The 13,719-nt window shown below is 33.6% G+C and carries 10 protein-coding genes and 1 pseudogene; all 11 read right to left on the bottom strand.

Annotated features, from left to right (window positions below; translation table 11 throughout):
- Position 1: 1 nt before the first annotated feature.
- The 11 genes and pseudogenes from EVI01_RS04520 to glyQ all read right to left on the bottom strand — a co-directional run bounded on the left by EVI01_RS04520 (position 2) and on the right by glyQ (position 13,647).
- Entirely contained in the window at positions 2 to 1,111 is a 1,110-nt protein-coding gene (locus EVI01_RS04520) for a capsular polysaccharide biosynthesis protein CapF (RefSeq protein ID WP_010752431.1), read from the bottom strand.
- Complete coding sequence (locus EVI01_RS04515) at positions 1,108 to 2,130, bottom strand: polysaccharide biosynthesis protein (protein WP_010752432.1); 1,023 nt, start codon at positions 2,128 to 2,130, stop codon at positions 1,108 to 1,110. Before EVI01_RS04515 ends, EVI01_RS04520 begins: the two co-directional genes overlap by 4 nt.
- 12 nt (positions 2,131 to 2,142) lie before the next feature.
- The gene (locus EVI01_RS04510; protein WP_010752433.1) at positions 2,143 to 3,348 is read right to left on the bottom strand and encodes a glycosyltransferase family 4 protein; all 1,206 of its coding nucleotides are present in this window, start codon (positions 3,346 to 3,348) and stop codon (positions 2,143 to 2,145) included.
- Positions 3,341 to 4,234 (bottom strand): NAD-dependent epimerase/dehydratase family protein, encoded by an 894-nt coding sequence (locus EVI01_RS04505; protein WP_010752434.1) that lies wholly within the window; start codon positions 4,232 to 4,234, stop codon positions 3,341 to 3,343. Before EVI01_RS04505 ends, EVI01_RS04510 begins: the two co-directional genes overlap by 8 nt.
- On the bottom strand, positions 4,231 to 4,845 hold the full coding sequence (locus EVI01_RS04500) for a sugar transferase (RefSeq protein ID WP_010752435.1): 615 nt from the start codon (positions 4,843 to 4,845) through the stop codon (positions 4,231 to 4,233). Before EVI01_RS04500 ends, EVI01_RS04505 begins: the two co-directional genes overlap by 4 nt.
- A gap of 10 nt (positions 4,846 to 4,855) precedes the next feature.
- Positions 4,856 to 6,672 (bottom strand): annotated as a pseudogene (locus EVI01_RS04495) (polysaccharide biosynthesis protein).
- Between the two features lie 11 nt (positions 6,673 to 6,683).
- On the bottom strand, positions 6,684 to 7,448 hold the full coding sequence (locus EVI01_RS04490; protein WP_010752438.1) for a tyrosine-protein phosphatase: 765 nt from the start codon (positions 7,446 to 7,448) through the stop codon (positions 6,684 to 6,686).
- Positions 7,449 to 7,465: 17 nt separating this feature from the next.
- Entirely contained in the window at positions 7,466 to 8,164 is a 699-nt protein-coding gene (locus tag EVI01_RS04485) for a CpsD/CapB family tyrosine-protein kinase (RefSeq protein ID WP_010752439.1), read from the bottom strand.
- A gap of 10 nt (positions 8,165 to 8,174) precedes the next feature.
- Positions 8,175 to 8,954: a YveK family protein gene (locus tag EVI01_RS04480; protein WP_010752440.1), complete on the bottom strand. Its 780-nt coding sequence runs from the start codon at positions 8,952 to 8,954 to the stop codon at positions 8,175 to 8,177.
- A 1,698-nt stretch (positions 8,955 to 10,652) separates the two neighbouring features.
- Entirely contained in the window at positions 10,653 to 12,728 is a 2,076-nt protein-coding gene (gene glyS, locus EVI01_RS04475; protein ID WP_010752441.1) for a glycine--tRNA ligase subunit beta, read from the bottom strand.
- Position 12,729: 1 nt separating this feature from the next.
- A complete protein-coding gene (glyQ, locus tag EVI01_RS04470; RefSeq protein WP_010752442.1) occupies positions 12,730 to 13,647 on the bottom strand; it encodes a glycine--tRNA ligase subunit alpha in 918 nt (305 codons plus the stop codon).
- Positions 13,648 to 13,719: the final 72 nt, after the last annotated feature.

Here is a 13,719-nt window from a genome sequence, read left to right as displayed (position 1 = left end):
GTTAAACCTCCACATAATAAGTATCCGGATGTTCTGAATCAAATGGTTCATTGACCCACATCACAGTTACCATGTCTGTTGTTCCTAGATTTTCAATATTGTGCGTATAGCCCACTGGAATATCAACTACTTCAAGTTTTTCTCCAGAAACAAAATAGGCAATCACTTCACTTGAATCGATTTTTCTAAAACGGATAACGCCTTGCCCACTTACAACTAAAAATTTTTCATTTTTTGTGTGATGCCAGTGATTTCCTTTTGTGACTCCTGGTTTTGAGATATTGATGGATACTTGTCCACGATCATTTGTTCTTAAAAACTCTGTAAAGGAGCCTCGGCTATCGACATTCATTTTTAGAAAATAAGAAAAAGCATCTTCTGGCAAAAAACTTAAATAAGTACTGTATAGATTTTTTTCTACTCTTCTAGCAAAATTTGGCACACTCAAATCTATGCGACTATTTTTAAATGAAGTAATCAACTCTTTTAATTCACCGATTGTCACTTTATCTGTTTCTCGCACTGCACAATAACCATTTTCCCTATAAGGTTTGCCATTTAAACAATGAAATAATTCTTTGATGACATCATCAATGTAGCAAAGTTCAACGACAGCGTTTGGATCATTCACTATCACTTCTTCATTTCTGGCAATTTTATAGCAGAATGTTGCAACTACCGTATTGTAATTTGGTCGTGACCATTTTCCGTACAGATTTGAAAAACGATAAATATAGACAGGGGCTCCGGTTTCCTCCTGGTATGCTTTTAAGAGTTCTTCACCAGCTTTTTTACTTTTTCCGTATGAATTTTCGAGCGTTGCTTGGATAGAGGAAGAAATCATCACTGGACAAGTGTTTTGTTGTTCTTTTAATTTTGCAAGCAATTCTGAAGTGAATCCAAAATTTCCCTCCATAAATTCCGCTTCATTTTTTGGTCGGTTTACACCAGCTAAATGAAAAACAAAGTCTGCTTTCTTACAATATTCATCCAATGAAGCGTTTGGTGTATCTATGTCAAAACTGAAAATATCTGTGTAGCCTTCATTTTTTAATTCAGCAATCAGATTTTTTCCAACAAAACCGTTTGCTCCAGTTACTAAGATATTCATAGGCTTTGCCACTCTTTCAATTCTTTTTTCACGTAATCTAATTCAAGAAGTCTTTCCTTGATTTGCTCAATAGATAAACGTTGGGTGTTGTCTGAATTGTATTCCCCTTCTTGTGTTAATTCCTTACTACCTTCCACAAAATATTTATCATAATTCAGATCACGTGTGTCTGCTGGAACACGATAAAAGTCCCCCATATCTTGAGCTACTAAATATTCTTCTTTTGTTAATAACGTTTCATATTGTTTTTCTCCATGACGTGTTCCAATAACATGGATTTCACTTTCTGCGTGAAATAGTTCTTTAACTGCTTGGGCTAAGTCACCAACCGTCGAAGCGGGCGATTTTTGTACCATGATATCTCCTGCTTTTGCATTCTTAAAAGCAAAAACAACTAATTCCACTGCTTCTTCCAAGCTCATCAAAAAACGTGTCATATCAGGATCTGTCACGGTTAATGGTTTGTTAGCTTTGATTTGGTCAATAAAAAGCGGGATGACTGATCCACGAGAAGCCATCACATTGCCATAACGAGTTCCACATATTACTGTCTGTTCATCAGAAACAGTTTTTGCTTTAGCAACGAATACTTTTTCCATCATTGCTTTGGAGACACCCATCGCATTGATCGGATAAGCCGCTTTATCAGTCGACAAGCAAATCACTTTTTCAATCTCCATTTCAATTGCAGCAGTTAACACATTATCAGTTCCAAGAATATTTGTTTTCACTGCTTCCATAGGAAAAAATTCGCAAGAGGGGACTTGTTTAAGCGCTGCTGCATGGAACACGTAATCGACGCCATACATCGCATTTTTCACACTATGGATGTCTCGAACATCTCCTATGTAGAATTTTAACTTGTCGTTATTGTATCTTTTTCGCATATCGTCTTGTTTTTTTTCATCCCGAGAAAAAATACGTATTTCTTTAATATCAGAATCTAAAAAACGTTTCATTACCGCATTACCGAAGGAGCCTGTTCCACCGGTGATCAATAATACTTTATTTTTGAACATAAACTGTTCTCCTCACATTAAATGTCCATCCATTATGGATAATAATTTTTCTTTTTCGTACTCTTCTTCAAAATATTTTCTAGCATTTATACCTAACTTAGTAATTTCTTGCGAAGATAAATGACTGATTTTTATTAAATTATTAAATAAAGCGGTGCTGTCTCCTGCTTCTCCTACAAAACCACAATTTGCCTTTTTTACAATCTCTGCTACTTCTCCACTTGCAGATAATAAAATGGGTTTACCGCAAGCCATACTTGATTGCAATTTTGCGGGAATAGTCATGGAAAATATGTCATTTTTTTGCAAACTAACAAAAGAAAAATCACTGCTTGCAAGTATTTCAGGAATTTCTGTTGCAGGAACAGCCTCAACAAAATGAAACCATTCTTGTAATTCATTACGTTCAATTTCTTTTATTAAATCTTGTTTATATCTACCGTCACCTACAAAATTGAATCTGACATTCAATTGTTTTTCCTTTATTTTTTTCCCAACTTCTGGCAGGATATCTAGCCCTTGAGCGATACCGATATTTCCAGCAAATGTAATATTTACTTTTTTGTCATTTATCAACACTGAACTCTTTACCTCAGAAATCTGATAAAATTCTTCTGCATATTGTGGCCAAAAATATATCTTTTGAGAATCAATTCCTCTGTTTTCTATATTTTTTTTAAAACTACGTGAAGCAGTAAAGATTTTTGTACAATTTTTGTAAATATAATCGACCATTTTATTTAATGGTTCTATCACTAGAGGATGGGTTATCCCAGTAATAATTTCAAAATTTTCAGGCCATAAATCCATCACATAAATATAACAAGGGATATTTAGTTTTTTCGCTATTCTTACAGCTGGAAGGGCTTGTGTCATGGGGGACACTTCATAAATAAACACTAAATCGAAATTCTGTCTATTCAATATTTTCCACAGCTCCCCAGAAATGACAAAAGAAAGATAGTTTAATCCCATCATTATACTATTCTTTTTTCTTGGAACAATTGGAATTCTTTTTATCGTCACTCCTTCATAAATTTCTCTTTTGTTCTTTTGATAACCATAACCTTCATAGAAATCACCTTGTGGATAATTAGGAATTCCTGTAAGGACTGTCACTTCATATCCTTTTTTGACCCATGTTCGACAAATATCATTTATTCTAAATTGCTCGGGATAAAAATATTGAGAAACAACTAAAATTTTCTTTTTATGCATTTTTATATCCTATACTCTTTTTTATCGTTTCGTCGAAACAAACAAATTTGTCTTTCCTTTCAATAGGAGCATAAACTAAATTACCAAAAGCTTTATTCGTCAGTCGTCCCATTTTACCTGGAAGATAACCTAATAATTTTACACAATAATTAAAATAGGGTAGACAGATTATTTTCTTTTTTTGGTATTTTGCTATTATTTGTACCATATCGCTCGTTTTGACATATTCATTATTCTGCGGGAAAAACACACCTCTGCGTTTTCCATCAATAATTGTTTTTATTTGGATACACAAATTATCGATAAACAACATAGACCGTTGATTATTAATCTCCGGAAAAAATGGTAGATGCTTAGCTAATTTAATTAATTCAGGAAAATTCCCTTTGCTTCCAGGACCATAAATCATCGGTGGTCTAAGAATGACTATTTTAAATTGACTTTCATCCAGTGGCATAAGACCCTGTTCTGCTTGTAATTTGCTATCACCATAGAAATTAGAAGGATTAGGTTTTGTATCAGGTGTGATCACACATTTTTTATTAATATTGGTCTCTTCACCGTAAATAATGATTGAGCTCATATAAATAAATTGTCCACTTTTTCCAGATAAATCATTTTTGTACTTTTTAGCAGTCTCAATCGCAAGATCACGATTCACAGTATAATAAAGCTGTTTTGTTTCTTCACTGACTTTTGACACATCAGCATGTGCAATACCTGCTACATGAAAAACCGTATCATACTCTGAAAAATCATGATGTCGCCATTCATCGCCTCTTACACTTAAGCACTCAATCTGATAATCCTCTTGAAATGGTGCCATCCATTTTTGGAAGGATGTGCCAATATAGCTGTTTTTGCCAGTTATCAAAATTTTTTTCATTCAACCTCCTCCTTCTTTCTATAGCCAGTGCCTCCTTCTATTACACCGTGTCTTTTGAAAACTGAAATAATTGTTCCAAAAAAACATTTCAAATCCACCCAAAGAGTCATATTCGCTGTGTAGTAACCATCTAATTTTGCTTTTTGATGAATCTCTAACTCGTCTCGGCCACTAATTTGAGCCAACCCAGTCAAACCTGGGCGAATATTATTTGCTTGGTATTTTTCACGCTCTTCAATCAAGTCATATTGATTCCATAATGCTGGACGTGGTCCAATAATAGCCATTTCTCCTTTTAAAATATTAAATAGTTGTGGTAACTCATCTAAACTTGTTTTTCTAAGAAATCTTCCTACTCTAGTAATATAAATATCTGGATTCAACAATAGGTGGGTGGGTATTTCTTGTGGTGTATCCACTTTCATTGTTCGAAATTTGTAAATGTAAAAATATGATTTGTTTTTTCCTATGCGCTTTTGTTTAAAGATAATCGGACCTTTTGAATCTAATTTAATGAGGATACATAAAATCAAAAATACGGGAGATAATCCGATAATCCCAACTAAAGATAGTAAAAAACCAATACCTCTTTTTAAATTGTCTTTATACAATTTACTCCTCCTACTTATTTGAAGCATTTGCAAAAGCGACGATTTCTTTAGCTAGCTGATCATCTTCTTGTGTTAGATTACTAATAAATTCCATCACTGTTTGCATCGGGTAGCCTTTGATATTACCGACAAAGATCTTTTCATATACTGCTTCATCATTTCTTTCCTTGTCTAACAGTAATTCCTCATATAATTTTTCTCCTGGACGAATACCTGTTTCGATAATTTCAATTTCATCCTCGCTGTACCCCTTAATCGGATCATATTTTTGGCAAGATCAACGACTTTAACCGGCTGGCTCATATCTAGAATAAAAATTTCACCACCATTGGCTAAAGCACCTGCTTGGATGACTAAGCGGCTTGCTTCTGGAATCGTCATGAAATAACGTGTCATTCGAAAGTCAGTGACAGTAATCGGTCCACCACGATCAATTTGTTCTCGAAATACTGGGATAACGCTACCTCTAGAGCCGAGAACATTCCCAAATCTTACCGCTGAAAATTTGGTGCCATCTTCTTCATTCAAATTAGTGACGATCATTTCAGCGATTCTTTTTGTTGCACCCATAACATTAGGGGGGTTATTTGCTTTATCTGTTGAAATCATGACAAAATTTTTCACTTTTGCTTTTTTCGCTGCCTCTGCTACATTTTTCGTACCAAAAATATTATTTTTGACTGCTTCTTTAGGATTGCTTTCCATTAAAGGGACGTGCTTGTGAGCAGCGGCATGATAAACGATATCAGGCTGGTATTGCTTCATGATTTCTTTGATTTTCTTTTGGTCTTTTATATCAGCAATAATTGGTATGATTTTTGTTTGTTTTTGTTTCTCATAACCACGTAATTCACGATCAATTAAATAAATGGAATTTTCTCCATGTCCCAAAAGCAATAATGTTGCTGGATCAAAAGGCATAAGTTGTCGACAAATTTCTGAACCTATTGATCCACCAGCACCGGTTACTAGGATCACTTTATTTGTGATCTGGTCTTTGATGGATTCAATTTCCAATTCCACCTCATCTCTTCCCAGCAAATCGACAACGTCAATCGTTTTTAGTTTTGACACACTAACTTTGCCAGAAGCGATTTCTTCTATGGAAGGCATTGTATTGACTTTGACAGGTGAAGATTCAACTATTTCAAAGATTTTTCTTAGCTTTTTCCGTGGTAAGGATGGGATAGCAATCGTCACTATTTGTATATTGTAAATTTTAATTAATTCTGGTAAATCTTTTATTGTACCTAAGACTTTTTTTCCTGAAAAATATGTATTTTGTTTATTAGGATCATCATCCACAAACCCTACGACATGGATAGCTTGAGCGGTTTTTGAACCAGAAAAACTATTATACAAAACCCGTCCCCCTTCTCCAGCCCCAACAATTAACGTATTTTTAGCAGATTCTAAAGACAAATATCCTCTATTCTTCTTTTCGATGTAGATCCGCCAAATTAAGCGACTACCAACAATCAATAATACTGAAAGAAGATAAGTAAATGTAACAAAACGCAAACTATATTTTTTATCCATGAAATATAAAAACAGGATACTTGAACTTGCACTCGCAGACAGTGAACTAAAAATTGCAATCATTTCTTTTAAATTTGTATAACGATTGATTCGAGTAAATACTTTGAATAAACTACCATAGAATAAATAAAAGCAGATCGATAAACCAACAGAGATAAATCTAAAATCCATTGATATAGTAACAAATGGTATCATAAATATAACTGCTACAATATTGGAAGTAATCAAAAGTAAACTGTCCACAAAGATCAAAGTGATGATTTTACTTCTCCTTGTTCGTACAAACACTTTTCTTCCTCCTAAAATAACCCTAATTTCTTCTTTTTAATTTTTTGATAAAGTGGGTAACTGAACTCTTTGCCATCAATCAAATCTTTGGCTACCTGTTTCAACAGGTTTACCCTATCATTCCCAAAATCTTTGGTTAGCTCTTCATAACATTCTTTTAAATAAAAGGGACGATTAGTAACCGAATGGGCATCGGAAGCAACCATTTGCACAAGATGATGTTCGACCATTTTCTTTGCTGTTTTTTGAATCTCTTTGCCGAATCGCCCAATATAACTTGGCGCTGTGAGTTGTGCCAAGCAACCCATTTCAAGAAAAGGTATTAATTGATTAGGATCTTTTCTAAAATAGGCATGACGTTCTGGATGCACAATCACTGGTGTCTTTCCTCGTTTCAACAATTCAAAAAAAAGTTTTTTTGAATATAGTGGAACTTCTAATGTGGGAAATTCAATCAGTAAGTATTTCCTTTGGCGATCTGTAAAAAGAATTTCATCTCGTTGAATTTCATCTATCAAATCGCCAGTTATACGTATTTCTTGACCTTCAAATAATACCAATGGCAAATTTCTTTTTGTCAATTCTTTTTGTAAAGAGACGACCGAAGTTATCACTTTTGACTTTTGGTTATAATATCTTCCGTTATTATGATGTGGGGTACACAAAATATGAGTAATCCCTTGCTTGATGGCGTGTTCAGCCATTTCAATACTTTCTTCAAGATTTTGTGCCCCATCATCAATTCCAGGTAAAATATGGCAGTGCAGATCAATCATTTCGTCACCCCTCCTATTTAACTACTGTAATAATAATTCGTCTCTTTGTTTTGTTGCATTCCGTTATAAACGACACCAAGTACTTTGGCTTGCGACATTTCTAATAACCCTTTAGCTTTAAGAAGCGATTCTTTTTTAGAAATTCCTTCACGTACTACTAAAAGTGTCCCATCTGCTTTTGCCGATAATATCTGGGCATCAGTCACAGCGACGACAGGTGGCATATCAAAAATCACAATTTCATAAAGCTGGTTTAATTCTTTCATCAGTTCATCCATTCTTGATGAACTTAATAATTCTGAAGGATTAGGTGGGGTGGGACCGCTTGGTAGAATAGATAAGTATTCCATCGTTGTTTTTTGAATCCCATCTTCCATATTTCCAGAAAAACTTAAAATATTACTTAAACCATAACTATTATTTATTTGAAAAGTCTTAGCTAATACTGGTTTTCGCATATCAGCATCCACCAATAATACTTCTTTTCCTGCTTGGGCAAATACCACTGCTAAATTAGCTGCAGTAGTCGACTTCCCTTCGGCTGGACCAGAAGAGGTTACCACAAGCGTTTTCACTGTCTTCCTCTCTGTGGCAACAAATTGGATATTTGTACGAATCGTTCGATATTGTTCTGAAATTGCAGAAGAAGGATTCGTCAAAGTAATCAAATCAACTGTTTCTATTTGCGATTCCATTTGTTTTTTGATACGTCTCATTTTTCTCCTCCTACACTTTTGAACGTTTTCTTCGAGAAGCTCGTGCTTGATCATTCATTTTTTTTACTTGTGTGACAGTAGTATTTTTTTTAGGATGAATAGTATTTAAATCTTTCATGGTCATTTCGGGCACTGTCCCTAAAATAGGAAAACCTAAAACCTCTGATAGGTAGCTTTCATCTTTGACGGTTCGATCAAAGACTTCTCGTAAGAAAGCAATCCCTACACCGATGATTAATCCTAAAGCAAGTCCAATAGCTATATTTAATTTATTATTTGGGGAAACAGGCGTTCCATCAGCGACCGCATCTGAAATAATCGAGATTTTGTCTACATTCATGACATCCTTGGCTTTTATTTGAAAGACATTAGCGGTTGTATTAGCCACTTGCTGGGCAACATCTGGGTCAGGACTGATTGCTTGAATCGAAAACATTTGTGAATTTTGAGATTGATTGACTGAAATAGCTTTTTTAATTGCTTCTGCTGACATCGTTACTTTATCTTGTGTTTCCAAACGATCTTTCACTTCATTTAAAACCAAGTCACTAACAATCATATCCTTATAGGTATTGATCATTTGCAAATTTGTATTCACATCATTCGCATTGGTGGTATCTGATTGAGGCAATGTGACGATTAGTTGAGCCTGCGAGCTAAATTTAGGGGAGATAATAAAGAATGTGGCGAGGCTTGCTACAGCTAATCCAGCTAATACTGAAATAATAATGGTCATTACGTGTTTACGAAGTATCTTGATCGTTTCTTTTAGACTAATTGTCTCTTCCATTTTTCTCACTTTCCTACATCTTTTTTTTATTCAATTTTTTAGTACTAATTTTACTAATTATTCATAAATGCGATCTTAAGAAATGCTATTTAAACAAAATTTCCTCTTTGTAAAGGGATTCAATACTTTTGATAAAACAATTGATCATTCTCATTTAAATAAAGACGTTAACTATTTTATCTTCAAGCGCACATAACTATGAGGGAATAGAAGTGATTGTTTTTATAAATTTGTCATTATCTATAGTAATTTCATGTTGATATTTTTGTTTGACTTACTCTCCAATGCCATTTACGAGTGTAACTGGTGTTTGTTTTTCGAACAAACATGTCTATTTTAATAAACGTTTGCTTTATTTTTTAGTAAAAAAGCAGTTCTTTATATTTTTCATAGGAAAAATTAGCTCTTTCTTTTGCTCATTTTACTCTATTCACAAAAAATGAAGTATCATTAATTTTTTAAATATCTAAAATTTTGTCAATATAATTATTTTTTTATTCATATGTTATTAAAAACATTGCCTTTCAATACTTTTATGGAAATTAAATAAAAGTTATACACCCCACTTTATTCTCCTGTCACCTAATTTTTCCATTATTTTTTATCCTTAAAAATAAAACGCAATCATTGTCTTTCACCGAAAAAATAAAGGTAGTACTAATTGAACATCTGATTACTTTTTCATTAGTGGTGCCTTTCTTTTCATAAATAACGACCTTTCTAAACCATTTTTTATCTTCAGCTTACTTTTTATTTGATGATTAACAGAAGATGATTGGAGTGATATTTCTCAAAATAAATTCTTTGATTCTAACATTCAAAACAAAATAATTATTGTCATCTTACATTTGTTCATTGATTCATTAACAAGCCAATTCTATAAATATGAAATTAAGATTAAAAAATAGTTAACATTATAAAAAGTTAAAAAAATCACATATATTTAACTTACTAAAACAATTATACATAAATTTTAATTTTAAATAAAGATTGAATTATAAAATAAACTCCAATTAATAAAAAAAGTTATTTTATTTTCCAGCTAATAATGAAATAATTAACTAAAATTCTTGTTTTACATATAGACTATCTATGTATTACTTTTTAATAGTTAAACCTATTTTAAAATGATTATCTATATGATTAAAAATAATTCATTGTTAAAACTTCTTTTTCATCTGAAAAAACGAAGAAATAATTTTAATTATACATCAATAATTGTTTTTTTATAACATTCTACAAATCAATTATAAACTTTTTCTTTAAATAAGTTTATTAAAAATAAATAAATTTCTTTCAAATTTTCTTCCTTATTCATCACCAAAAAATACTTTTTTCACAAAATTAAGCTTTATCTTAGTTAAAGCATGAATCGGTGATCTAATATTCGGTGCAATATAAAAATATTTTTATATTTCAAAAGATTTTTTAATCTTGAAATTATTCGATGAAACTCATAGATTGTTCAACTACGCAGTTCAAATATTTTTTTCATATACTCATCGTATTTTTTCTTGGTTTGCGTTATCAAAAAAGAAGCGTAAAGTATATACATTATTACAATTATCAATAGATAAAAAAACAAAATTGACTGGCACGAATTCAGGACAATACCGAATCCATACCAGCCAACTAGTTAGCTAATCTGTGAACAACCTTTTTGGAGGATAACATCTGATAAACGTTGTATATAATTTCTTATTTCGTGATAATTTGATCTAAACTTGCTAATGAAAGAGCCATTTCTGCGATTTGTCTTAATTGCGCCAAACGGTTATGACGTACTGCTGGGTTTTCGACCATAACCATTGTTTGATCAAAATAAGCTTCAATCAATGGGCGTAAAGCAACCAGCTGAGCATAATTTTCTTGTAGTGTTTGGTTTTCAAAATGTGTTTGTGCTTCTTTTGTTGCTTGATACAACTCTTTTTCTGCTTCATTTTCAAATAAAGATGGATCAATTTCTGTTTGTACTTCTTGTTGGGCTTTTCTTGCTAAGTTTACTACACGAGTCAAGGCTTCCATCGACGGTTTAAATGTTTCGTCTTCTAAATGCTCTTTAAATAGTTGAGCAGCTGCAAAAACTTTTGTTAAATCTTTTTGATTTGCATTCAAGACTGCCTCAATAACATCATGACGGATTTGTTTTGTCGTTAATAATTGACGTAACCGACCTTTGATAAAGTCAATGACTTCTTTTTGACCGTCAGATAATTCAATACCAAAGCGTACTTTGTCTTCATTAATGACTTGATCAATTTCTTTTTGTAAGATAGCTAATGGAAAGGCCCATTGCTTCGCCTCAATGATCCGAACAATGCCATACGCTTGTCTGCGAAGAGCATATGGATCATTCGAACCACTTGGAATCATACCAACCGTAAAGAAGGCAAAAATACTATCTAATTTATCAGCAATTGCCAATACGGCGCCAATCGTTGTTTTTGGCAACTCTCCTTCACTTGAATTTGGCATGTAGTGTTCTCTGATAGCTGTGGCTACTGCTGGGGTTTCGCCATTTAATAAAGCATATTTTTCCCCCATGACTCCTTGAAGCTCTGGAAATTCACCGACCATATTCGTAACCAAATCAAATTTATAGATCTCAGCAGCACGTTGCAAATCAGTTAGTTCTTCTGAAGTCAATCCTACAGATTCTCCGATAATACGAGCAATCACTTGAACACGTTGCATTTTTTCATAGATACTCCCAATTTTTTCATGGAAAGTTACCGATTTTAATTTTTCAACACAAGTATCGATCGTCATTTTTTTATCTTCATTATAGAAAAATTCAGCATCTTCAAGTCGTGCAGTCAGCACTTTTTGGTTTCCTCGGATGACATTTTCTAACTTCACACGGTCTCCATTACGTGCAGAAATGAAGTGCGGTAACAATAATCCTTGGTCATTTCTCACTTCAAAATAACGCTGATGTTCTTTCATGGAAGTCACTAATACTTCTTCTGGCACAGACAAATATTTTTCTTCAAAATTACCTGCAAATACCGTTGGATATTCGACTAGATTATTTACTTCTTCCAATAGATTTTCATCTAGATCTATGGTCCAATGATTTTTTTCTGCCAATTCCGTTGCTTGTTGAACAATCATTTCTTTTCTTTTAAATGGCGCAGCGATCACAAATTGTTCTTGTAATTTTTCTTCATACTCATCAGCATGTGAAAAAATAATATCTTCTCCTAAGAAACGATGTCCGCGAGAACTACGTCCTGTTTTTACGTCTAGAATCTCAAAAGGAATCACCTCATCATCTAGTAAAGCAACAATCCAATGAATAGGACGAATGTATTCAAAATCAAAATTCGCCCAATGCATCGTTACTGGAAAAGTCAAACTCTTAATCACTTCAGCTAGTCCTGATAGTACTTCTTTTGCTGGTCTTCCTTGAATATATTTTGTAATGTACACATATTCCACGCCTTTAAGTTCTTTAAACGTGATATCCTTTGTTGTTAAGCCTTGTCCGCGAACAAAGCCTTCTGCTGCTTTTGTCCAATTTCCATCAGCATCTAAAGCGATTTTTTTGGCTGGACCTTTTAATTCTTCTTCGCTATCTGCTTGACGTTCTGGAAGGTTTGTTACTTTGATCGCTAAACGTCTTGGTGTAGAAAAAGTTTCAACCGAATCATATGTCAATTGATGCGCATCTAAAAATTGTACTGTTTTTTGTTCCAATTGTTTCATGCTTGGTGTGACAACATGCGCAGGCATTTCTTCCAAGCCAATTTCTAAAAGTAAATCTTTTGCCATTTTATTCAGCCTCCTGATTGTTTTTCGGATTTGCTGTGTGCTTGTTCAATAAAGGAAAACCTAGCTTTTCTCGTTCAGCAACAAAAATTTTAGCCACAGCTTTTGCCATATTTCTAATACGTGAAAGGTAGCCAGCCCGTTCCGTTACCGATACAGCGCCACGAGCATCTAATAAATTAAAAGTATGACTACATTTTAAAATATAATCATAGGCAGGATGGACTAGATTTTCATCAATGCAGCGTTTGGCTTCTTTTTCAAAACGATCAAAGTTACTTAATAGTAACTCTTGGTCACTTACTTCAAATGAATATTTTGAATGTTCGTATTCAGGTTGCTTAAAAATCTCCCCATATTTCACGCCGTCAGACCATTCAAGATCATAAACACTTTCTACTTCTTGAATGTAGGAAGCTAAACGTTCCAATCCATAAGTGATTTCTGAAGTCACTGGTTTACAAGGAAGTCCACCAACTTGTTGGAAATACGTAAACTGAGTGATTTCCATTCCGTCTAGCCAAACTTCCCAACCTACACCAGCACACCCCATCGAAGGATTTTCCCAGTTATCTTCTACAAAACGAATATCATGTTCTAAGGGATCAATTCCTAATAAACGCAAGCTTTCTAGATAAAGTTCTTGAATATTTTCTGGAGATGGTTTCATTACAACTTGAAATTGATGGTGTTGATACAACCGATTAGGATTTTCTCCATAGCGTCCATCAGCTGGACGACGTGAAGGTTCTACATAAGCTGCATTCCAAGGTTCTGGTCCAATGGCACGTAAAAATGTATAGGGACTCATCGTGCCTGCCCCTTTTTCTGTATCGTAGGCTTGCATCAACATACACCCATTTGATGACCAAAATTTTTGTAAGGTCAAGATCATTTCTTGAACAGATTGTTTTTTACTCATTTGAATGACTCCTTCCAATTTTTAAGAAAATTTATCATAAGAATTTGAAACAACAAAAAATCCCTATGCTTG

This window comes from Enterococcus villorum (assembly GCF_007990225.1).
GTDB lineage: Bacteria > Bacillota > Bacilli > Lactobacillales > Enterococcaceae > Enterococcus_B > Enterococcus_B villorum.
The sequence above is the reverse complement of the archived record's forward strand: the minus strand, read 5'-3'. Positions and strand labels throughout refer to the sequence as shown.

What these genes read in the sequence shown, in the direction of transcription:
- EVI01_RS04520 (WP_010752431.1), bottom strand. Translation starts at nt 1,111, where the DNA reads ATGAATATCTTAGTAACTGGAGCAAACGGTTTTGTTGGAAAAAATCTG.
- EVI01_RS04515 (WP_010752432.1), bottom strand. Translation starts at nt 2,130, where the DNA reads ATGTTCAAAAATAAAGTATTATTGATCACCGGTGGAACAGGCTCCTTC.
- EVI01_RS04510 (WP_010752433.1), bottom strand. Translation starts at nt 3,348, where the DNA reads ATGCATAAAAAGAAAATTTTAGTTGTTTCTCAATATTTTTATCCCGAG.
- EVI01_RS04505 (WP_010752434.1), bottom strand. Translation starts at nt 4,234, where the DNA reads ATGAAAAAAATTTTGATAACTGGCAAAAACAGCTATATTGGCACATCC.
- EVI01_RS04490 (WP_010752438.1), bottom strand. Translation starts at nt 7,448, where the DNA reads ATGATTGATCTGCACTGCCATATTTTACCTGGAATTGATGATGGGGCA.
- EVI01_RS04485 (WP_010752439.1), bottom strand. Translation starts at nt 8,164, where the DNA reads ATGAGACGTATCAAAAAACAAATGGAATCGCAAATAGAAACAGTTGAT.
- EVI01_RS04480 (WP_010752440.1), bottom strand. Translation starts at nt 8,954, where the DNA reads ATGGAAGAGACAATTAGTCTAAAAGAAACGATCAAGATACTTCGTAAA.
- glyS (WP_010752441.1), bottom strand. Translation starts at nt 12,728, where the DNA reads ATGGCAAAAGATTTACTTTTAGAAATTGGCTTGGAAGAAATGCCTGCG.
- glyQ (WP_010752442.1), bottom strand. Translation starts at nt 13,647, where the DNA reads ATGAGTAAAAAACAATCTGTTCAAGAAATGATCTTGACCTTACAAAAA.